The following is a 20,798-nucleotide window of genomic DNA, read 5'->3' on the forward strand; positions in this document are numbered from 1 at the left end:
GCCTTACTGGTTCGACTCGGAGCGGCCCATGATCTCCTGGGCGGTGAAGTTGATCCCGCAGGTCGGGAAGGAGTTGCCGACGAAGAAGTTGTCGGTCTGGTCCGGGAAGGTGTTCACGCCCGCCTTGAAGTCCGGCGCCTCGACGTGGGCGAGCGGCAGGCGGATCGACTGCGGCACGGTTTCGCCGCCGAGCGCCGCCAGCGCGGTCTTCATCGCCACGGCGACCTGGGCCGGGCCGGTGCCGCCGGACGCGCAGGACAGGCCCTTGGAGCCGTCGTCGAGGCACAGCTTGCGGAAGCCGTTCTCGGTCTCCGCGCCGGCCGGCACCAGCGGCGCGCCCGCGTCGAGGAAGGCGCGCACCATGCCGGTCGAGCCGCCCTGGGCCGACATGCCGTCGAAGTGCTTGTGCACCGCCAGCGCGTCGGCCGACACCTTCTGCGCGGTGCCGTCGTCCCAGCGGCCCACGACCTCGACGGTGTTGAAGGGTTTGCCGGAGGCCTTCAGCGTGTCCTGCAGGCCCTTGTGGCGGTCCGTGTCGACCGATGTGCCGGGCACGCCGCGCACTTCGAGGATGTCGCCGCCCTTGGGCAGGCTCTTGACCAGCCAGTCGCCCCAATACTCGCCGAGGCCTTCCTGGTCGACGTTGACGTTGATGGCCTCGTCGGTGTCGAGCGTGTTGTCGAAGGCCACCAGCACCACGCCGGCCGCCTGGGCGCGCTTCACCGCGGAGCGGAAGGCGGTGGGGTTCTGCGCGTCGATGATGACGGCGTCGTAGCCCGAATCGATGAAGTTGTTGACCGCCGAGATCTGCGCCGCGATGTCGTCGCCGGTCGAGACGACCTTGAATTCCTTGAGCTGCTTCTTGATCTCCGGCTGCTCGGCATAGGCCTTGGCGGTCTTGATCATCTGGATGCGCCAGGTGTTGCCGATGAACCCGTTGGCGAGCGCGATCCGGTAGGGTCCTGGCTTCTTCGCGTATTGGAAGAACTTGGTCTTATCGGTCCAGGGCACGAAGCACTGCGCGTCCGCGGCGGGGCCGGACACGACCTTCGGCGGGGCGGCCTCGGCCGCGGAGGCGCCGAGCGCGAGGGCCAGGGCTGCCGCCGCGCAGGCGTGCTTGAGGTGCGGCCTCGACATGACGTGTTTCCCCCGAATGGGCGGCGTTGTCGCCGCTCCGTGGGACCGCGTGGCCCCGATATTGTCAGACTACACGGCGCCGTCCCCCGCATGCAAGGGGCGTCCGGCCCTCAGAACGCCGCCTCGTCCTCGTCCTCGTCCTCGCTGCGCGTGGCACTCTCGATCGGGCGCGTCAGCTTGATGGAGCCGACCAGCACGATGATCAGCGCCGCCAGGACGCCGAGCTCGATCATGTTGGACTGGAACAGCGGCATCTTGGCCACGTCCCACTTCTCGGGCTGGTTGAGCTGCGAGGTTTCCAGCGTGATCACCAGGACGCGCCGGATGCAGGCGATCAGCCCGACGATCAGGAAGGGTTCGCACAGCAGGGTGCCGGTGCGGATGGAGGCGTGCACGGTGTGCAGGATCTCGACCAGCATCAGCACGAAGAGCAGCCGGTCGATGATGCGGTAGATCGGCTCGGTGGCGGTGAACTCGGCCGCGCCGTTCCACAGCAGCGCCGCGGCGCCGAGCAGCGCCAGGGCGAGCGACATGACGAGCAGCACCGCGACCGCGATGTAGACCACCTGCTCCACCTTGTGGATCAGGTGGGCGGACTGTCGCTCGACGGGGGACGGTTTCGGCGAGGCGGCCATGGCGATCCGGCGAGAAGGCGGGCCGCGGCGCGGCCCGAATCAGGGCGGACAAGCCTAGCCGAACGCCGCCGCTCACTCCATCACGGGCGCGAGCTTCTGCACGGCCTCGACCTCGTCGCCGAGCCACTCGTTGGTCTTGGCGGTGCCGTCGAAGGTCGAGCTCGTCTTGAACAGCTCGAACTTGCCCTCCAGCGCGTAGGGTCTGGCCCGCGCCAGCAGCTCCGACACCTTCGCCTTGTCCATGGGCTGGAAGGTTTCGACCGCCTTGAAGGCTTGGTCCATATCGCGCTGGCTTTCCATGCCGAGGATGACGACCGAGGTCGGCAGGTTGAGGCAGTAGTGGATGTATTCCAGCGGCTCGATCGGGGCGCCGCTCTTCAGCAGCACCGAATCCGCGAAGGTCTTCATGCCGAGCACGCCGATGCCGTGGCTCACGAGGTAGGGCAGAACGAGGTGGGCGAAGGAGCGGAAATGCGCGTCCATCACGTTGAGCGGCATCTGCACGGCGTCGAAGTGGAAGCCGCGCTCGGCCGCGACGTCGAGCATCTGCAGGTGGATGCGCGGGTCCTTGTGGCCCGTGAAGCCGATGTGGCGGATTTTGCCGGCCTGCTTGGCCTCGACGAAGGCCTCCATGGCGCCGCCCTCGCCGAAGATGCGGTCCGGGTCGTCGTAGCGCAGGATCTCGTGGTGCTGGACGAGGTCGATGCGGTCGGTGCGCAGGCGCTTCAGCGAGGTGTCGATCTGCTTGGCGGCCTCCTCCTTGCTCCGCCCGTCCATCTTGGACATCAGGAACACCTTGTCCCTGTAGCCGCCCTGGTCGAGGGCGACGCCCATGCGCAGCTCGGACCGGCCCTTGTTGTAGTCCCAGCAATTGTCCATGAAGGTGATGCCGCGGTCGACCCCCTGGTGGATCAGCCGGGTCGCCTCGTCGTCCGACACGGCGTCCTTGCCGAGGTGGAAGCCGCCCATGCCGATCGCCGAGATGGTTTCGCCGGTGCGGCCGAGCTTGCGGTACAGCATCTCGCCGCGCTTCTCGCCCGCGTGGGCCACGAAGGGCAGGTCGGCGGGGTCCTGCGGGCGGTTGAGGCCGGCCGGCAGGGCCGGGGGCAGGGCGGTGTCGTTCGGCATGGGTGACGTCCTTCGGCGGGGCGGGGCCCGCGGCGATGCGCCCGTGGACCGGGAGCGCCGCCGGGGACCCCGGCATGTGCATTCAACGTTATCCTCCGGCGAAGGTTGAGGTGCGTCGGAGTCGCGGTTGGACATTCATCTGGATCCGCTCGGAGGTTGGTCGGGCGACATGTTCGTCGCGGCCCTGCTCGACGCCTTCCCCGAACACCTCGGCGCCGTGGAGCGCGCGGTGGCGGCGCTCGACCTCGGGCCGGAGGCCGCCGTGCGCCTCGTCGCGCACCGCGACGCCGCCGGCCTGACGGGCCGCCGCTTCCTGGTGAAGGCCGAGGAGGGCGGCCACGGCCACAGCCACGACGGTCACCACCACCATCACGACGACCATGGGCACGGCCACCACGGTCACGAGCATCCCGGCGAGCCGCATCCCCACGGCCACCGCGCCTGGTCGTCGATCCGCGCGCTGCTCGAGAATTCCGCGCTCGACGGCCGCGTGAAGCGCGAAGCCGTCGCGGTCTTCGCCGGTCTCGCCGAGGCGGAAGGGCAGGTGCACGGCGTGCCGGCCGACGAGGTCGCGTTTCACGAGGTCGGCGCCGTCGATTCCATCGTCGACATCGTGGCGGCCGCGCAGCTCATCGCGCTCCTCGACGCGAAGCGCTGGACGGCCTCGGCGCTGCCGCTCGGCTCCGGCCGGGTCAGGACGGCGCACGGCATCCTGCCCGTGCCGGCCCCGGCCACGGCGCTGCTGCTGCGCGGCCTCGACACGGTCGACGACGGGATCCCGGGCGAGCGGGTCACGCCCACCGGCGCCGCCGTGGCGCGCCACCTGCTGCTCGGGGCCGCCGCGCCCGCGCCGCGCCCCCGGCGCCTCGCCCGCAGCGGCACCGGCTTCGGCACGCGCGAGATGGCCGGGATCTCGAACTGCCTGCGCGTGCTCGCCTTCGAGCCCGCGGCGGAGTTCAGCACGGCGCCCGCCAGCCAGTTCTCCCACCGCGAGCTCGGCGTCGTCACCTTCGAGGTCGACGACCTGTCGGCCGAGGACCTGTCGAACGGGCTCGACCACGTCCGCGCCCTGCCGGGCGTGCACGACGTCGTCCAGGGCGTGGTCTTCGGCAAGAAGGGCCGCGTCGCCACGCAGGTGCAGGTGCTGGTCGCGCCCGAGCGGCTCGACGACGCCATCCGCCTGTGCTTCGCCGAGACCAGCACGATCGGCCTGCGCTTCCACGTCGTGCGGGGGGCGGCCCTGCCGCGCGGCTTCGACACGGTCGAGGTCGACGGGCATGCGCTGCGCACCAAGCACGTCACCCGGCCGGACGGCAGCCGCACCGCCAAGGCGGAGGCCTCCGACGTGTCGGGGGCGCCCGGCCACGCGGCGCGCCTGCGCCTGCGCCGCGAGGCCGAGGCGCTCGCCCTGTCGCGCCTCGACGGACAGGAGCCGCGCTGATGGACGCCGCCACGCGGGACGCCGCCCGCCGGCTCGACGACGCGCTCCGCTCGATCGCGCGCGGCATCGCCGTTGCGGTCAGCGGCGGCATCGACAGCCTCACCCTCGCCACCGCGGCCCACGCGGCGCGGGGCGACGTCGAGATGTTCCACGCCGTGTCGGCCGCCGTGCCGGGCGACGCCACGGCCCGCGTCGAGCGGCTCGCCGCCGAGCGGGGCTGGCGCCTGCGCGTGGTCGAGGCCGGCGAGTTCGAGGACGTCGACTACGTCGCCAACCCCACCAACCGCTGCTTCTTCTGCAAGACGAACCTTTACGGCACCATCGGGCGGCACACGGCGGCCCAGATGGTGTCCGGCGCCAACACCGACGACCTCGGCGAATTCCGGCCGGGGCTCGACGCCGCGCGCAACAGCGCCGTGCGCCACCCCTACCTCGAAGCCGGCATCGACAAGCGCACCGTGCGGGCCCTCGCGCGGGGCCTCGGGCTCGGCGACCTCAGCGAGCTGCCGGCCGCGCCCTGCCTGTCGAGCCGCGTCGAGACCGGCATCGCCATCCGCCCCGAGGTGCTGCGCGCCATCCACGCGGTCGAGCGCGACCTCGCGGGCGACTTTCCGCGCGGCACCGTGCGCTGCCGCGTGCGCGCCGCCGGCGTCGTGCTGGAACTCGACCCGGCGACGCTCGGCGCGCTCGACGCGGACCGGCGCGCCGCGCTGGAGCGCGACGTCAGGCGGCGCTTCGGCGCGCTGCTGCCGGACGCGTCCCTCACCTTCTCGCCCTATCGCAACGGCTCGGCCTTCCTGCAGGGCTTCAGCGCCGCGGGCGCCAGCGCCGCAGGCTTCAGCGCCGCAGGCTTCAGCGCCGCAGGCGCCAGCAAGGAGCATTCGCACTGATGGCCGAGTTCAAGCTCGACCTCGCCCGCCACGAGCGCATCGGCCTCGACGAGGCGATCTTCTGCGCCGGCAAGACCGCGGACCAGATCGCCGCGATCCTGGACAGCTTCCCGCCCGGCGGCGGCCTGCTGCTGACCCGCCTCGACGGGGCGAAGTTCGACGCGCTGCCGTCGCGGCTGCGCTCCGCCCTCGACTACGAGCCGCTGTCGCGCACCGCCGTGCTCGGGCACCCGCGGCCCGCGCGGGGCGGCGCGCCCGTCGCTGTTGTGATGGCCGGCACCTCCGACGTGCCGATGGGGCGCGAGGCCTGCCGCACGCTGATGTTCAACGGCCAGCCGCACGGCGCCTTCACGGACATCGGCGTCGCGGGCCTGTGGCGCCTCATGGAGCGCATCGAGGAGATCCGCCGCGCGCCCGTCGTGATCGTGGCGGCCGGCATGGATGCGGCGCTGGTCAGCGTCATGGGCGGCCTCGTGCGGGCGCCCGTCGTGGCGCTGCCGACCTCGGTCGGCTACGGCGTCGCGGAGGGCGGCACGCCGGCGCTCCACTCGGCCCTGGCGAGCTGCGCGCCGGGCGTCACGGTGGTCAACATCGACAACGGCTACGGCGCGGCCTGCGCGGCCCTGCGCATCTGCAACATGCTGGCGCGGCGCGACGAGGCGCCGGCCCCTCAGCCCGCGTCGTCCCACGCCGTGACGCCGTGACGGGAGCCCCGATGGCCCAGCGCGCCGCTCCGTCCCGCACCCGCGCGCGGGTCGCCGGCCTCTACGCGCTGCTCGTCGGCGCCAACCTCGGCGCCTGGGCCTGGGCCTTCGCGGCCTTCCACGGCCATCCGGCGCTGCTCGCGACCGCGTCGCTGGCCTACACGTTCGGGCTGCGCCACGCCTTCGACGCGGACCACATCGCCGCCATCGACAACGTCACCCGCAAGCTGATGAACGAGGGGCAGCGCCCCCTCTCGGTCGGCCTGTGGTTCTCGCTCGGACATTCCACCGTCGTGGTGGGGCTGTCGCTGCTCATCGCCGCCACCACGGCCGCGCTGCAGGACCGCTTCGACGCGATGAAGGACGTCGGCAGCCTCGTCGGCACCGGCGTGTCCGTGCTGTTCCTGTTCCTCATCGCCGCAGCCAACGTCGTGGTGCTGTTCGGCGTGTGGCGCACCTTCCGGATCGTCAAGCGCGGCGGCCCGCTGGTGGAGGAGGACGTGGACAGCCTGCTCGCCGGGCGCGGCCTCATGGCCCGCGTGTTCCGCCCCGTCTTCGGCATCGTGCGCCGCTCCTGGCACATGTACCCGCTGGGCCTGCTGTTCGGCCTCGGCTTCGACACCGCCACCGAGGTCGGCCTGCTCGGCATCTCGGCCAGCTCCGCCGGGCAGGGGATGCCGGTGTGGAGCATCATGGTGTTCCCGGCGCTGTTCACCGCCGGCATGACGCTGCTCGACACGACCGACAGCGTGCTGATGGTGGGCGCCTACGGCTGGGCCTTCGCCAAGCCGATCCGCAAGCTCTACTACAACATGACCATCACGCTGGTGTCGGTCGCCGTGGCGGTGCTGGTCGGCGGCCTCGAGGCGCTGGGCCTCGTCGCCGACCGGCTGAAGCTCGAGGGCGGATTCTGGGACGGCGTCGGCGCGCTCAACGACAATTTCGGCGTGCTCGGCCTCGTCATCGTGGGCCTGTTCCTCGTGAGCTGGGCCGTGTCGGTCGCGGTCTACCGCTACAAGCGCTACGACGAGGCGGAAGCCGGGGCGGCGTGACGGGCCGAGGCCGCGGCGCCCCCGCGTCGGGCGCGGCGACGCGGCGCGGGACCCGCGCCAGCGAGGGCGACGTTTCTCCCCGGATCACGCAGCCGGGAAGACCCCCATGGAACGCCGCACCTTCATCAAGACCGCGCTGGCCGGCGCGGGCGCCGTCGGCCTCGGGGCCGGTCCCGCCGCCGCCGCCGACGCCACCCTGGCGTCCGAGACCCTGCCTTCGACCGGCGCCGAACAGACCCCGGCCTCCGCCGCGGCCGCCCTGCCGCGCGTCGCCGACCCCGGCACGCTCAAGGGCGAGATGCTGTACCGCAAGCTCGGCACGACGGGCGAGACCGTGTCGGCCATCGGCCTCGGCGGCTCGCACATCGGCAAGCCGAAGCTGTCCGAGGCCGACAGCGTCAAGCTGATGCACGAGGCGATCGACCGCGGCATCACCTTCATGGACAACAGCTGGGACTACAACGAAGGCCAGAGCGAGCTCCGCATGGGCAAGGCCCTGTCGGAGGGCGGCTACAGGGACAAGGTGTTCCTGATGACCAAGATCGACGGGCGCACCAAGGAAGCCGCGGCGAGCCAGCTCGACGACTCGCTGAAGCGCCTCAGGACCGACCACGTCGACCTCGTGCAGTTCCACGAGATCCTGCGCTTCGACGACCCCGACCGCGTCTTCGCCGAGGGCGGCGCGCTCGAAGCCGTGATGGAGGCGAAGAAGGCCGGCAAGGTCCGCTACGTCGGCTTCACCGGCCACAAGGACCCCCGCATCCACCTCTACATGCTGGAGGTGGCGCAGAAGCGCGGCTTCCACTTCGACACGGTGCAGATGCCGCTCAACGTCATGGACGCGCATTACCGCTCGTTCGGGCAGCTCGTCGCGCCGGTGGCGGTCCGGCAGGGGATCGGCATCCTCGGCATGAAGTCGCTCGGCGACACCGTGATCCTGAAGAGCGGCACCGTGACGGCGCCCGAATGCCTGAACTTCTCGCTGACGCTGCCGGTGTCGGTGCTGATCACCGGCATCGACGACCGCCGCTCGATGGATCAGGCCTTCGCGGTGGCGAAGGCGTTCAAGCCGCTGACCGACCCCGAGATGGTGGCGCTGCTGGCGAAGACCGAGGCCGCCGCGCAGGGCGGCAAATACGAGCTGTTCAAGACGACGGCCTATTTCGACACCACCGCCAAGCACCCGGACTTCCTCGGCGGGCAGACCACACCCGTGCTCGACCTCGCGCCGATCGGCAACGGCTGACGCGGGCGATCGGGGAAACGGAGAGGGCGCCCCGCGGGGCGCCCTCTTCACCGGTGCGCCGAGATCGAACCCGGCCTGTTCAGTTCACGATCGGCACGTCGGCGGCGTCGAGCACGAAGGAGGCCGGGATGTGCAGCGACCACGTCAGCCCCGTGGCGGGGAAGTCGAGCGACACCACCCCGTCGAGGGCCCGCGCGGTCAACCGCTCCACCACCTTGTGGCCGAAGCCCGTGCGGCGCGGCTGGCTCACCTCCGGGCCGCCGGACTCGGCCCAGCTGATGCGGAAGCGCCGGTTCGCCCCGTCCTCGGGGTCGACCGACCAGGCGATGTCGACCCGGCCTTCCGGACCCGACAGCGCGCCGAAGCGGGTGGCGTTGCTGGCCAGCTCGTTGAAGGCGAGGCCGATGTTCTGGGCCGCCTCGGGGTTGAGGTAGAGGTCCGGCCCCTCGATGCCGATGCGCGCGCCGGCCGTCTCCAGCGCCGGCCCGAGCTGCCAGCGCACGAGTTCGCCGATGGCCGCCCCGTGCCAGTCGCGCGCGGCGAGGAGGTCGTGCGAGGCCGCGAGGCCGCGCAGCCGCGCCGAGAAGCGCTGCTCGAACTCGGCCGCCGTGACGCTGTCCTTCACGGTCTGCCGCGCCATGGCCTGGATGATCGCGAGCAGGTTCTTAGAACGGTGCGTCACCTCCCGCATCAGGAGGTGCATGTGGGTTTCGCGCTGCTTGCGCGAGGTGATGTCGCGCGCCGTGCCGACGATCTCGGCCGCTTGGCCCCGCCCGCCCGGGTAGCGGCGGCCCTGCAGCGCGATCCAGCGCTCGGCCCCGTCGCTGCGGCGGCGGATGCGGAACTCCAGCAGGCACTGCTCCGGCCCGTCCGGGCCGGCGGCGCGGTGGAGTTCGTCGAAGGTGCGCTCCGCGTCGTCCGGGTCGAGCGACCCCCGCAGAGCCTCGGTGGAGATGGACTCGCCGTCGCCGAGGCCCCAGAGCAGCGACGCCCCGCGGTCGCCGACGAAATCCTCGCGGCCGTCCTCCCAGCTCCAGATGCCGGTCCGCCCCACGTCGAGGGCGAAGCGCAACCGGTCGTGGCTGAGGCGGGGGTCGGCGGGCTGCCCCGGCTGCACGCCGCTCACGATGCGCCCGTCCCGTCGTTCATCCGTCCCGACCGCGGCGTGATGCGTCCGAGGCCGGCCCGATCGTGTCGATCAATCATTCGCGGGACTCGCACTGCCACCCGAAGCGAAAGGGATGACGCGCGCTCCGCGGGCCGCTGACGATCCAAGGAGATCGCCCCGTGCCCGGGCCCGAGGAGGCGCGCGTCGTTTCGGTTCGTGTGAACGCCAGACCGATCCGGATGTTCCGCCGGCGCGCCGCCGGGGACGGCCGCGCCCGGTCGGGCCGCCCCGCTTCAGCTCGCCATCGGCAGGAACATGTTCTTCAGCTTCTTCACGCGGGTCGCGAAGGCGTGGCGGCGCTGCTCGTTGGCCACCACGTCGGCGCCCGTGACCCAGTTGAGCTGGATGGCGCGGCGCTGGCCCTTGAAGGTCTTGTGGCCGTGCCACGAATTGTCGGCGCGGCGGAACACCAGCAGCGTGCCGCCGTTCGGCGACACCTCGGCCACCGGGTTGTCGAGGCCCTCGTTCGAGCGCAGCAGGCGCAGGCGGCCGCCTTCCTCCTCCCAGCCCTCGTTGAGGTACAGCAGGACCGTGATGATCTTGGTCTTGGAATCGGTGTGGATATGGCCGTCGCGGTCGCTCACGAAGCCCCGCACCGTGTACATGGTGGGGCGGCCCGTGAGGTCGATCTCGAACTTCTTCTCGACGGCGGCGCGGAAGGCCGGGCCCTCCATCTCCGCCATCAGCTCCTTGAAGCGGCCCTTGATCGACAGCTCCGCGGGCGGGTGCGAGCCGGGGCCGGGGATGCGGGGGAAGTCGGCGATGACCGGCTTGAATTCGGCCGGGCGGATGAAGTTCTCGACGATGGTGAAGTCGAACGGGTCGCGGGTCAGCGGCGTGGCTTCGAAGGCAGCGAGGTCGAGAATGCTCACACGGGTCTCCTGGTTCGGCGGCGTGGGGCGCGGCATCGGCGGGTTGTCGCGGCGAACCATGGCCGAACCGGGGCATCCTGGCAACGCGCGCCGGCGCGCCCGCGAGGCAGGCCAGCGTCGGGTAAGCGCAGCGCGCCGCGACCCGCATCACGCAAGCGCTTGCCTAAAGAACAAGCATCGCGTGCATTGCAGCGATATTGGCTGCGAAAAGCCGCCACATTCCGGTCCCGCCGCGATTGACAATCGAGGCGCGGGTCTCGCACTCTCCGGCAACGGCTTGGACACAACGCAAGCTGCCGGGAATCTGGGAAACGTCCGATGACACAGGTCGATGCCCGCACCGCCGCCGGGGCTCCGATCCTGGAGATGCGCAACATCTCCAAGACGTTTCCGGGCGTGAAGGCGCTGTCCAACGTCAACCTCACCATCTACCCGGGCGAGGTGCACGCGCTGATGGGCGAGAACGGCGCCGGCAAGTCGACGCTGATGAAGACCCTGTCGGGGGCCTACCAGGCGGACGCCGGCGGCGAGATCCGCATCGCCGGGCAGCCCATGAAGGCCAACGGCCCGATCGAGGCGCGCGAGGCCGGCGTCTCCATCATCTACCAGGAGCTGGCGCTGGCGCCGAATCTCACGGTGGCCGAGAACATCTACCTCAACCGCGAGCCGCGCCGCGGCGGCTTTATCGACCGGGGCGCCATGTTCGCCGGCTCGGAAGGCGTGCTGCAGCGGCTCGGCGCCACCTTCACGCCGCGCACGCTGGTGGGCTCGCTGTCCATCGCCGAGCAGCAGATGGTGGAGATCTGCCGCGCGGTGCACGCCAACTCCAAGATCCTCGTCATGGACGAGCCCACCACCGCCCTGTCGTCGCGCGAGTCCGAGAAGCTCTTCGCCATCGTCCGGCAGCTCCGCAGCGAGGGCCTCGCGATCATCTATATCTCGCACCGCATGGCGGAGGTCTACGAGCTGTCCGACCGGGTGTCGGTCCTGCGCGACGGCCAGTACGTCGGCACCATCATGCGCTCGGAGATGACGCCCGAGGTGGTGGTCAAGATGATGGTCGGCCGCGACCTGTCCTCCTTCTACAAGAAGCAGACGCGCTTCCGGCCCGACAAGCCTCCCGTCCTGGAGGTGCGCGACATCGGCGACGGGCGCCGCGTGCGCAAGGTGTCCTTCGACCTCCACCCCGGCGAGGTGCTGGGCCTCGCCGGCCTCGTCGGGGCGGGCCGCACCGAGATGGCCCGGATGCTGTTCGGCGCGGACCCGCGCACCACGGGCGAGATCCGCTTGGCCGGCAAGGCCGTCGACATCCGCTCGCCGCAGGACGCCATCGACGTCGGCCTCGTCTACCTGACCGAGGACCGCAAGGCCGAGGGCGTGCTGCTCGACATGTCGGCCAAGGACAACATCAACCTGATGATCTGTCCGAAGGACGCCGGGCCGGGCGGCGTTCTCGACCTCAAGAAGGCGCTGCAGCGCTGCCGCGACGCCATCGCGGCCATGAAGATCCGCGTCGCCGGCCCCGACATCACGGTCGGCTCGCTGTCGGGCGGCAACCAGCAGAAGTGCCTGCTGTCGCGCCTGCTCGAGACGCGCCCCATGGTGCTGATCCTCGACGAGCCGACCCGCGGCGTCGACATCGGCGCGAAATCCGAGATCTACCGCATCATCGACGACCTCGCGAAGGGCGGCGCCGCCGTGCTGGTCATCTCCTCGGAGCTCGCCGAGGTGGTGGGCGTGGCCGACCGCGTGATCGTGATGCGCGAGGGCCACCTCGAGGGCGAGGTGCGCGACGACGACATCAACCAGGAAGCCATCATCGCGCTCGCCACGGCGGCCAACCGCTCGGTGTCGGCCGAGGAGGCCGACCGCTCGTCGGCCGGCGGCTTCGAACTCGGCGACAGGGCCGCGGCCGGCGAGGTCGCCATCGGCCACAACCCCGGCGCCTCGCCGCCCACCCGCCACTGACGCCGTTCCACGACCGACCAACGACAGAAACAGAGGGGCAGGGACCGTGAGCACCGCCAATCCAGCCAAGACCGACGCCGGGACGTCCGCCGTCGCCAAGCAGCGCATGCGGAGCTTCATACAGACGGCCGGCATGCTGCCCGTGCTGGTGCTGCTGGCAGTCCTGTTCCAGTTCCTGAGCAGCTACGCCGACACGGGCTCGTTCAACTTCGCCTCGGGCCGCTTCCTCACCTCGGCCAACCTGCCGGTGGTGGCGCAGCTCGCCTCCATCAACACCGTGCTGGCCACGGGCATGACCTTCGTCATCCTGACGGGCGGCATCGACCTGTCGGTCGGCTCCATCCTGGCGGTCGCGGCCATGTCGGCGCTCATCATCGCCAACATCGCCAACTACAGCGTCATCACCGTGCCGGTCGCGCTGCTGGTCGGCGCGGGCTTCGGCCTCATCAACGGCTCGCTGATCGCCGCGCTGAAGCTGCCGCCCTTCATCGTCACGCTGGGCTCCCTCACCGCGGTGCGCGGCCTCGCGCGCTACTTCGGCAACGACACGACGGTGTTCAATTCGGATCTGTCCTTCGCCGGCATCGCCAACAACATCCCGACGCCGATCGGCGACATCTCCTGGCTGACCGTGATCGCCCTCGTGGTCGTGGTGGCGGCTTGGTTCATCCTGCGCCGCACGGTGCTGGGCGTGCACATCTACGCGGTGGGCGGCAACCCCGCCGCGGCGCGCCTGTCCGGCATCAAGGTTTGGGCCGTGCTGCTCTTCGTCTACGGCGCGTCCGGCGTCCTGTCGGGCCTCGCCGGCCTCATGCAGGCCGCGCAGCTCCAGTCCGCCAACGGCCTCCAGCTCGGCACCGGCTACGAGCTCGACGCCATCGCGGCCGTGATCCTCGGCGGCACGAGCTTCGTGGGCGGCGTCGGCTCGGTCGTCGGCACGCTGATCGGCGCCCTCATCATCGCCGTGCTGGCCAACGGCCTCATCCTCGCCGGCGTGTCGGACGTGTGGCAGTTCATCATCAAGGGGCTCGTCATCATCGGCGCCGTGGCGCTCGACCGGCTGCGCAACCAGGGCGGCGCCCGCACCTGAGCCCGGCGGCGCGATCCACAGCCGGATGCGGCAGGGAGCGCGCCCCGTCCTTCCGCGCGCCGAGACGGCGTGCCATCACCCCATTCCTCCGGCACGCGCCGGGCGGGAAGGAACGGCGCCGGAGCGGCGCCGCCAACCAGACACCACCCAGGGAGACCCCATGTTGAAGAAGATCCTGCTCGCCGGCGCCGCCCTGGCGCTCGTGGCCGGCGGTGCCGCCGGCAGCGCCCAGGCCAAGGAGCTGAAGTCCATCGGCATCTCGCTGGGCTCGCTCGGCAATCCGTTCTTCATCGCGCTGAGCAAGGGCGCCGAATACGAGGCCAAGAAGACCAACCCGAACGTCAAGATCCTGACATTCGGCTACGACTACGACCTCGGCAAGCAGGTCAACCAGATCGACAACTTCATCGCGGCCGGCGTGGACATCATCCTGCTGAACCCCGGCGACCCCAAGGCGCTGAAGCCCGCCATCGAGAAGGCCCAGAAGGCGGGCATCAAGGTGATCGCCGTCGACACCTACGCGGACGGGGCCGACGCGGCCGTGACCACCGACAACGTCCAGGCCGGGCAGATCGCCTGCCAGTATTTCATCGACAAGCTGGCCGGCAAGGGCAACGTCATCATCGAGAACGGCCCGCAGGTGTCGTCGGTGATCGACCGCGTGAAGGGCTGCAAGGACGCCCTCGCCAAGGCGCCCGACATGAAGCTCCTGTCGTCCGACCAGGACGGCAAGGGCCAGCGCGACGCCGGCCTCACCGTGATGAAGTCGCTGCTGACGCGCTTCCCCGACGTGCAGGCGATCTTCACCATCAACGACCCGCAGGCTCTGGGCTCCAACCTCGCGGCCCAGCAGCTCAACCGCAACAACATCATCATCACGTCGGTCGACGGCGCGCCGGACATCGAGGCGGCCCTCAAGGACCCGAAGACGCCGATGATCCAGGCCTCCGCCAGCCAGGATCCCTATTCGCTCGCCCGCAAGGGCGTCGACATCGGCGTCGACCTCCTCAACGGCAAGGCTCCGGCCGAGAAGATCACCCTCGTGCCCTCGACGCTCGTCACCCGCGACAACGTCAAGGACTACAAGGGCTGGCAGGCCGACCGCTGAACCCGGCCGACCGTCGGGCGTCACCCCCCGGCGGATCCTGAACGATCGAGAGCCCGCCCCGCCCCCGCGGGGCGGGCTCTTCTGCGTCGGTGTCGCGGAGCCTCGAAGCGGTTCGGGGCGGCGCCCCGCCCCGCCTCCCTCGGCTCAGCCGCGGCGCCCGTAGCTCCGCGCCACGGCCAGCCCCCGGCGCAGGTCCGCGGCGGCGGCCTCCTGGCCGACCGTGCCGATGGCGGCCGCGAAGGCGCGTCCGAACTCGGACGCCGGGTCCACCGTGACCCTGCCCCGCGCTACGTCGGCGTCGAAGCCCGCAAGCTCGCTGCCCGCGCCCGCTCCGTCGAGCGCGAGGCCGAGCGCCAGCATGGCGAAGCAGGCCGGCGCCGCGCGCGCGAGCCGCGGGTCCGCCCGCGCGACCCGATAGGCGTTGACGAAGCGCTTGACGGCCCGCGGGGTGCTGCCCGCGAAGGGCGCGAGCCGCGACACCAGCTCGGCCTCGTAGGGCTCGTGAGCGCGGTCGAGCGCCGAGCGCGTCCCGTCGACGGCCGGCGCTGCGCGCTCCTCCGCCACCCTGGGGTCGAGCAGCCGCCCGGCCAGCGCCGACACGTCGGGCCCCGCGGCACGGAGGTCGTAGGAGACGCCCACGGCCCGGTCGAGCCGCGAGGCGGCTCCCGCGGGGTCGGTCTCGCCGAGCGCTTCCGCCGCGGCGTCGCGGTCCAGCGCCGTCACGAGCGCGAATCCCGGGCGGGCGAGGAGCCGTCCCGCCGCGCCGAGCAACGCCGCCGCCTCGGCCGCTGGCAGCCGGTCGAGCCCGTCGAGCGCCATGACGACGCGCTCGGGCGCACCCTCGGCGCCCGCCGCCATGCCCCGGCTCAGCTCGGCGAAGAACCCGTCCGCCGCGATCTCGGGCGTGCGCGCGAGGCCGAACAATTCGCCCGCCAGCGCGGCGCCGTGGTCGGACAGGCCGCCGCCGCCGCGCCGCTCCTCCGCGCGCCGCTGCGCCGCCTCGGCGCCGTGCCCGGCCGCCTCGGCCTCGGCCGCGAGGCCGTCCACGCGCCGCGTCTGGTGCGCCAGCAGGCCGTCGAGGTCGCGGCGCCGGGCCGCGAGGTCGCCCTTGAGCAGGGCCGCGCCCTTGAAAATCGGCCCGAGGAAGCGCGCCGCCCGCACCACGTCGGCGAGCAGCGCCAGGGCAGCCAGCGCGAAGGCGATGCGGCTCACCGGCTGGAGGAGGTCGAGGTGCGCGCGGCCCCAGTCGGTCGCCGCGGTGAAGCGGTCGCCGAAGCCCGCGAGCCAGCTCGCCACCGCGTCCGGATTGTCGGCGCCGGCCCCCGCGGCCCAGCCGAGGGCGACGAGCAGGGCCGCCAGCACGAGCAGACGGCCCTGGCCCTCGTAGGCCCAGAGCGCCCTCAGCGTCAGGCCGAGGCGGGAGCCGCCGCCCGCCTCGGCGCCCTGGCGCACCAGCTCCTTGTAGGTGCGGACGGGGTCGCCGGAGCCGATCCCGAAGCCGGCGAGGCGCGCCTCGATGCGCCCGCGGTTGGCCCGCGCGAAGCCGTCGAGCCGCGAGCCCGAGGCGTCGAACAGCACGGCGTCGGTCAGCCGCGCGCGGCGGCTCGACAGCTCGTCCAGCGTCTGCCGCTCGCCGTCGAGCGCGCGGCGCAGGGCGTTGACGCGCTCGCCCGCCAGGCGCGCGGCCTCGCGCGGGTCGCTCCCGGCGTGGACGGCGGTCTCGGCGAAGGCCGGATGCGCTTCCGCCAGCGACGACAGCACGGCGTCGACCAGCAGCGACACGGCGTTCCGGCCCGGCACGGCCTCGGCCCGCGCCGTCACGACGCGCGACAGGAAGGGTGTCGTGCCGGCGGCGGCGCCCGCCGCCGCGCCGAGGCGGGCCGCGGCGTCGAGCAGGGTCGCGAGGAACCGCGTCTTGCCCGAGCCGGGCGGCCCGAAGATCCCGACCGACAGCGGCGTCTCGGCGCGGCGGTGCATGGCGAGCTCCGCCAGCAGGCCCGCCGCCGCGGCCTGGTCGAGCCCGTCCGCGCCGTCGCTGGCGAAGACGGGCAGCCCGTCGGCGGCGCCGACGGGCCGCGGGGCCGGCTCGGCCGGGACCGGCTGGTAGGATGCGACGGCGGTCGATGTCACGGGCAACTCCTGAAACTCGGGAGCCGCGGTAGGGCTTGAGCTTGACGCATGTGTGGCGGCCCCCGTCGGCGGGCGCGCTTGAACGCGTCCCGGCGGGCTGCTACCTCCAGCTCCAATCCCCCATCCACCAGCGCGCGACGGCCCGACTCCCCATGGCAGCCAACCAGTTCGTCTATCACATGCAGGGCCTGACCAAGGCCTATCCCGGCGGCAAGAAGGTGCTCGACAACGTCAACCTGTCCTTCTATCCGACCGCCAAGATCGGCGTCCTCGGCGTGAACGGCGCGGGCAAGTCGACGCTGCTGCGCATCATGGCCGGCATCGACAAGGAGTTCACCGGCGAGGGCTTCGTGGCCGAGGGCGCCAAGGTGGGCTACCTGCCGCAGGAGCCGCAGCTCGACCCCGCGCTCGGCGTGCGCGGCAACGTCATGCTCGGCGTGGCCAAGAAGCAGGCGATCCTCGACCGCTACAACGAGCTCGCCATGAACTACTCGGACGAGACCGCCGACGAGATGACGGCGCTCCAGGACGAGATCGAGGCGCAGAACCTGTGGGACCTCGACGCCCAGGTCGACCAGGCCATGGACGCGCTGGGCTGCCCGCCCGAGGACGCCGACGTGGAAAGCCTGTCGGGCGGCGAGCGCCGCCGCGTCGCCATGTGCAAGCTGCTGCTCGAGAAGCCCGAGATGCTGCTCCTCGACGAGCCGACCAACCACCTCGACGCCGAGACGGTGTCCTGGCTGGAGGGGCACCTGCGGTCCTATCCGGGCGCGATCCTGATCGTGACCCACGACCGCTACTTCCTCGACAACGTCACGGGCTGGATCCTGGAGCTCGACCGCGGCCGGGGCATCCCCTACGAGGGCAACTATTCCACCTGGCTGAAGCAGAAGCAGAAGCGCCTCTTGCAGGAGGGCCGCGAGGACGAGGCGCGCCAGCGCGCGCTGGAGCAGGAGAGCGAGTGGATCGCCTCCTCGCCGAAGGCCCGCCAGACCAAGAGCAAGGCCCGCATCCAGCGCTACGAGGACCTGCTGGCCAAGAGCGAGGAGCGCGTGCCCTCGATCACCCAGATCGTCATCCCGGTGGCGGAGCGGCTCGGCCGCAACGTCATCGACGTCGAGGGCCTCAAGAAGGGCTACGGCGACCGGCTGCTGATCGACGACCTGTCGTTCAAGCTGCCGCCGGGCGGCATCGTGGGCATCATCGGGCCGAACGGCGCCGGCAAGACCACGCTGTTCAAGATGATCACCGGGCAGGTCGAGCCCGACAGCGGCACGATCAAGCACGGCGACTCGGTCGACATCGGCTACGTCGACCAGTCGCGGGACGCGCTCGACCCGAAGAAGAACGTGTGGGAGGAGATCTCCGACGGCCAGGAGGTGATCTACCTCGGCAAGAAGGAGATCAACTCGCGCGCCTACTGCTCGGCCTTCAATTTCAAGGGCGGCGACCAGCAGAAGAAGGTGGGTTCGCTGTCGGGCGGCGAGCGCAACCGCGTGCACCTCGCCAAGATGCTGAAGAAGGGCGCCAACGTCCTGCTGCTCGACGAGCCGACCAACGACCTCGACGTCGACACGCTGCGGGTGCTGGAGGACGCGCTCCTGGCCTTCGCGGGCTGCGCCGTGATCATCAGCCACGACCGCTTCTTCCTCGACCGCATCGCCACCCACATGCTGGCCTTCGAGGGCGACAGCCACGTGGAATGGTTCGAGGGCAACTTCGCCGACTACGAGGAGGACAAGAAGCGCCGCCTCGGCGTCGACAAGCTCGTCCCCCACCGCATGAAGTACAAAAAGTTCTCGCGCTGAAACCTGCGTTGGTCGAGGTGTCGACTGTGAACCCCGCGGCATGTCCGCGGGGTCGGAGGCCACTCTGTTGAGTCATCGGATTGCAGAGCTCGGCACTGCCACCAATAAGTTGTGCCCATGGCGGTGGACTGAGAAGAAACGTCCGGCGAACGCTTTCAGAAGGCTTGGGACAACCGGACAATGATGGTTGTGCGGTCGCCCTATCAGGAGACCATCATCTCGACCCCAAAATCGGTCAGGACGGAGTTGTCCGCGGTTGAAACGTGCGTCATCCCGACGAGAAGTGGTCCTAAGCTCTGATTTTTGCTTAACTCACGATGACTTCACGCCATCAAAGTGGACATGACTGTTCAGGGTAGTTCCTGTGATATCATATTCAGCGTATTGATTGCTGCTTGTGTCGGACATATAATATTGTCCGGCTGTCCTGTTGCTGCCAAGGACGATATTGAAGCACAGCATGATAGGGGAGCCATCAGGTACTCCGAGGGAGCCGGGGTCGACCCACTCACCCTGTCCAATCGGTATATTGCCTGCGGTCTCTGTCATCTGAACGTTTCCGTTCTGGTCGATGTACTGGATCTGGCCCGCACAGACGAAACCTCCATTGTTCCTCATGCGAAACTGCTTAATCTTTTGCACGATTATATCTCCACAATTTCTTCGAGGTGTGCTTTCCGGAAAGCGATCCATCACTAAAGGAGGTGTGAGAGCCATGCAACCAATGATAGCGATTAAATCGCATCGATTCTCAACCTTGAGATGACTGACGGCGGATTGCTCTATGGGTTTGAACCCGCATCAAAGTCGAGAAATCCTTTTGGGTCCTCGCGGAGCCCAGTTCGCGCGAGATTGGGCCGAGAAGCTGTAAGCACCCCGGAAGCGCTCCGGCGAATATGCGCCATCGACGGCTTTCGACGGCTGCGGAAGGTGGCACCATCGCATATGGCTGTTTCGAACAAGGTGAGCCTGCGAACCCCCTCGGGCAGGGTGGCCGTTGAGGCGCCGTAGTACGCAATCGGTTTCCGAGCTTGGCCTCGGCCGTCGTCGCCCCATAAACCAGGGACGGGCCGGCGCCGGCCCCCACGGGAGGATCACCATGCGCTCTTCAATGCTTCTGGCTGCCGCGGCCTTCGCCGCCCTCGCGCTCCCCGCGGCGGCCGAGACGGTGAACTACAAGGCCACCATCCTGCCCTCCAGCGAGGTGCCCCCGGTCACCAACAGCCAGGGCCAGGGCGAGCTCGCCGCCACCTACGACACCGCCTCCAAGCTGCTGAGCTACGGCGTCACCTATTCGGGCCTGACCGGCCCCGCCACGGCGGCGCATTTCCACGGCCCCGCGCCCGTCGGCAAGAACGCCCCCGTGATGGTGCCGATCAATGGCGACCTCGCCAGCCCGATCAAGGGCAGCGCCACGCTCACGGACGAGCAGGCCAAGGCCCTCACCGACGGCGACATGTACTTCAACATTCACACCGCGGCCAACAAGGCCGGCGAGATGCGCGGGCAGGTCCTCAAGGCGAACTGATCGCGCCGGGGCCGCCCGCGCGGCGGTCCCGCTTCCCCGGGCGAAGTGGAACGGATATTGCCGGCCCGGAAACCATCGGCGGGCCGCCCCGGCCCGCCACCGTCGGAGGGCAGGGATGGCCAGGGCCGTCATCGGGATCATCGGCAACGGCCACGTGGTCGAGAACCGCTACCCCGCGCAGCTCGCCGCGCGCGCCAACATGAAGGCGGTGGCGGAGGTGGCCGGCGCGCTGCCGCTGATGTTCGCCGGCACGCCCGACATCACCGACCTCGCGGCCCTGATGGGGGCGGTCGACGGCGTTCTGCTCACGGGCGCCCGCGCCAACGTCCACCCGACCCGCTTCGGCGCGGAGCACCACCCCAGCCACGAGCCCTACGACCAGGAGCGGGACTCGCTGGCGCTGCCGCTGATCGAGGCCTGCGTGGCGGCGGGCCTGCCGGTGTTCGGCATCTGCCGCGGCTTCCAGGAGTTCAACGTCGCCTTCGGCGGCTCGCTCCACCCCGAGATCCGCGACCTGCCCGGCCGCATGAACCACCGCATGCCGCGGCTGGAGAACGGGGAGATCCACCCGGATCTGGAGGTCATCTTCGCCGACCGGCACGACGTCGACCTCGTTCCCGGCGGCGCCTTCGCCGAACTGTTCGGGCGAAACCGCATCCGGGTCAACTCGCTGCACGGTCAGGGGCTCGACGGCGTCGGCGGACGCGTCGTCGTCGAGGGCGTGGCCGAGGACGGCACGGCCGAGGCGATCCGCATCCGGGACGCCGCCGGCTTCGCGCTCGGCGTCCAGTGGCACGCGGAATACGATCCGCAGACCAACCCGGTGAACCGCGCGCTGTTCGAGGCCTTCGGGGACGCCGCGGCGCGCTACCGGCGCGGGCGAGCTTGACGCC

Annotated in this window: 18 protein-coding genes; 11 read left to right on the forward strand and 7 right to left on the reverse strand. The window is 70.7% G+C overall.

Features of this window, described 5'->3' with window-relative positions; genetic code table 11:
• Positions 1-3 precede the first annotated feature (3 nt).
• From L7N97_RS18275 to L7N97_RS18285, 3 genes are all read right to left on the reverse strand, one after another.
• Entirely contained in the window at positions 4-1,137 is a 1,134-nt protein-coding gene (locus tag L7N97_RS18275; RefSeq protein WP_237479723.1) for a sugar ABC transporter substrate-binding protein, read from the reverse strand.
• A 110-nt stretch (positions 1,138-1,247) separates the two neighbouring features.
• Entirely contained in the window at positions 1,248-1,772 is a 525-nt protein-coding gene (locus L7N97_RS18280; RefSeq protein ID WP_237479724.1) for a phosphate-starvation-inducible PsiE family protein, read from the reverse strand.
• Between the two features lie 72 nt (positions 1,773-1,844).
• Positions 1,845-2,900 (reverse strand): aldo/keto reductase, encoded by a 1,056-nt coding sequence (locus tag L7N97_RS18285; protein WP_237479725.1) that lies wholly within the window; start codon positions 2,898-2,900, stop codon positions 1,845-1,847.
• Positions 2,901-3,027: 127 nt separating this feature from the next.
• Here L7N97_RS18285 and larC point away from each other — a divergent pair, with 127 nt between their 5' ends.
• From larC to L7N97_RS18310, 5 genes are all read left to right on the forward strand, one after another.
• Positions 3,028-4,341, forward strand: coding sequence for a nickel pincer cofactor biosynthesis protein LarC (gene larC / locus L7N97_RS18290; RefSeq protein ID WP_237479726.1), 1,314 nt, complete (start codon positions 3,028-3,030; stop codon positions 4,339-4,341).
• Complete coding sequence (larE, locus tag L7N97_RS18295; RefSeq protein ID WP_237479727.1) at positions 4,341-5,231, forward strand: ATP-dependent sacrificial sulfur transferase LarE; 891 nt, start codon at positions 4,341-4,343, stop codon at positions 5,229-5,231. The genes larC and larE overlap by 1 nt, the downstream gene beginning before the upstream one ends.
• A complete protein-coding gene (larB, locus tag L7N97_RS18300; protein WP_237479728.1) occupies positions 5,231-5,935 on the forward strand; it encodes a nickel pincer cofactor biosynthesis protein LarB in 705 nt (234 codons plus the stop codon). The genes larE and larB overlap by 1 nt, the downstream gene beginning before the upstream one ends.
• Before the next feature lie 11 nt (positions 5,936-5,946).
• Positions 5,947-6,987 (forward strand): HoxN/HupN/NixA family nickel/cobalt transporter, encoded by a 1,041-nt coding sequence (locus tag L7N97_RS18305; protein WP_237479729.1) that lies wholly within the window; start codon positions 5,947-5,949, stop codon positions 6,985-6,987.
• Positions 6,988-7,093: 106 nt separating this feature from the next.
• Complete coding sequence (locus L7N97_RS18310; protein WP_237479730.1) at positions 7,094-8,233, forward strand: aldo/keto reductase; 1,140 nt, start codon at positions 7,094-7,096, stop codon at positions 8,231-8,233.
• Between the two features lie 79 nt (positions 8,234-8,312).
• Here L7N97_RS18310 and L7N97_RS18315 read toward each other — a convergent pair whose 3' ends face one another.
• Positions 8,313-9,359, reverse strand: coding sequence for a sensor histidine kinase (locus L7N97_RS18315; protein ID WP_237479731.1), 1,047 nt, complete (start codon positions 9,357-9,359; stop codon positions 8,313-8,315).
• A gap of 275 nt (positions 9,360-9,634) precedes the next feature.
• Positions 9,635-10,273 (reverse strand): 2OG-Fe(II) oxygenase, encoded by a 639-nt coding sequence (locus tag L7N97_RS30330; protein ID WP_237479732.1) that lies wholly within the window; start codon positions 10,271-10,273, stop codon positions 9,635-9,637.
• A 318-nt stretch (positions 10,274-10,591) separates the two neighbouring features.
• Here L7N97_RS30330 and L7N97_RS18325 point away from each other — a divergent pair, with 318 nt between their 5' ends.
• From L7N97_RS18325 to L7N97_RS18335, 3 genes are all read left to right on the forward strand, one after another.
• Positions 10,592-12,241: a sugar ABC transporter ATP-binding protein gene (locus tag L7N97_RS18325; protein WP_237479733.1), complete on the forward strand. Its 1,650-nt coding sequence runs from the start codon at positions 10,592-10,594 to the stop codon at positions 12,239-12,241.
• Between the two features lie 106 nt (positions 12,242-12,347).
• Positions 12,348-13,331, forward strand: coding sequence for an ABC transporter permease subunit (locus tag L7N97_RS18330; RefSeq protein WP_237482300.1), 984 nt, complete (start codon positions 12,348-12,350; stop codon positions 13,329-13,331).
• A 160-nt stretch (positions 13,332-13,491) separates the two neighbouring features.
• Positions 13,492-14,439: an ABC transporter substrate-binding protein gene (locus tag L7N97_RS18335; RefSeq protein WP_237479734.1), complete on the forward strand. Its 948-nt coding sequence runs from the start codon at positions 13,492-13,494 to the stop codon at positions 14,437-14,439.
• Between the two features lie 144 nt (positions 14,440-14,583).
• Here L7N97_RS18335 and L7N97_RS30335 read toward each other — a convergent pair whose 3' ends face one another.
• Positions 14,584-16,569: a P-loop NTPase fold protein gene (locus L7N97_RS30335; RefSeq protein WP_237479735.1), complete on the reverse strand. Its 1,986-nt coding sequence runs from the start codon at positions 16,567-16,569 to the stop codon at positions 14,584-14,586.
• A 152-nt stretch (positions 16,570-16,721) separates the two neighbouring features.
• Here L7N97_RS30335 and ettA point away from each other — a divergent pair, with 152 nt between their 5' ends.
• The gene (gene ettA / locus L7N97_RS18345) at positions 16,722-18,377 is read left to right on the forward strand and encodes an energy-dependent translational throttle protein EttA (protein WP_237479736.1); all 1,656 of its coding nucleotides are present in this window, start codon (positions 16,722-16,724) and stop codon (positions 18,375-18,377) included.
• A gap of 312 nt (positions 18,378-18,689) precedes the next feature.
• Here the strand turns inward: ettA and L7N97_RS18350 are convergent, their stop codons facing one another.
• Positions 18,690-19,019 carry a hypothetical protein gene (locus L7N97_RS18350; RefSeq protein WP_237479737.1) on the reverse strand — a complete coding sequence of 110 codons (330 nt, stop codon included), beginning with the start codon at positions 19,017-19,019 and terminating at the stop codon, positions 18,690-18,692.
• 457 nt (positions 19,020-19,476) lie between these two features.
• On the opposite strand from L7N97_RS18350, the gene L7N97_RS18355 reads away from it, so the two are divergent.
• Together L7N97_RS18355 and L7N97_RS18360 are read left to right on the forward strand one after the other, a co-directional pair.
• Positions 19,477-19,905, forward strand: a complete 429-nt coding sequence (locus tag L7N97_RS18355; protein ID WP_237479738.1) for a CHRD domain-containing protein — start codon at positions 19,477-19,479, stop codon at positions 19,903-19,905.
• 115 nt (positions 19,906-20,020) lie between these two features.
• The gene (locus L7N97_RS18360; protein ID WP_237479739.1) at positions 20,021-20,794 is read left to right on the forward strand and encodes a gamma-glutamyl-gamma-aminobutyrate hydrolase family protein; all 774 of its coding nucleotides are present in this window, start codon (positions 20,021-20,023) and stop codon (positions 20,792-20,794) included.
• Positions 20,795-20,798 lie beyond the last annotated feature (4 nt).

Origin of the sequence: Lichenibacterium dinghuense (genome assembly GCF_021730615.1) — a bacterium.
In the GTDB taxonomy this organism is placed as follows: domain Bacteria; phylum Pseudomonadota; class Alphaproteobacteria; order Rhizobiales; family Beijerinckiaceae; genus Lichenihabitans; species Lichenihabitans dinghuensis.